General features: G+C 62.4%; 1 protein-coding gene. It reads right to left on the bottom strand.

Annotated elements, in window-relative coordinates:
* Positions 1-93: 93 nt before the first annotated feature.
* On the bottom strand, positions 94-535 hold a 442-nt coding region (locus EN994_RS34585), incomplete at its 5' end, for a TOBE domain-containing protein (protein WP_127308307.1).

Genomic DNA, 535 nt, shown 5'->3' with positions numbered 1-535 from the left:
TCCCTGCACTGCAGCCCATGCCACGCGGGCGGAAGCATCCTTCCCCCTTCGCTAACCGGGATACAGCCATTCATTCCAAACAAGCGCAGCAGCCTAGTGCAGCACGAGCATATCGCTCGAAGAAAACGAGATCTCGGCCTTCTCACCAACTGCGGGGGGCGGCGTTGCCGGGCTGTTGAACGTGTCGAGCGAGACCGTGTTGCCGCCGATGCCGACACGAACCCGGATGACCGATCCGAGGAAATGCACTTCGGAGATTTCTCCGGATAGGCTGGAGTCACGGCCAGGCTGGCGGCCCAGCGAAATAGCTTCCGGACGCAGCGCCAGGGACAGCGTGTCGCCCGACTTGGAACCGTTGAGCTTGCCCTTGAGCGAGACCTGTTCGGAATTGACCCGCACCGTGCCCGCGGCGGCATCGGTGACGGTGCCTTCCAGCACATTCAGCGTGCCGACGAAATTGGCGACGAACTTGGTTGCCGGCCGGTTGTAGATCTCGAATGGCGTGCCGACCTGCTCGGCCTTGCCGCCATACATG

The sequence above is a fragment of the Mesorhizobium sp. M7A.F.Ca.CA.002.09.1.1 genome (genome assembly GCF_003998555.1).
GTDB lineage: Bacteria > Pseudomonadota > Alphaproteobacteria > Rhizobiales > Rhizobiaceae > Mesorhizobium > Mesorhizobium ciceri.
The sequence above is the reverse complement of the archived record's forward strand: the minus strand, read 5'-3'. Positions and strand labels throughout refer to the sequence as shown.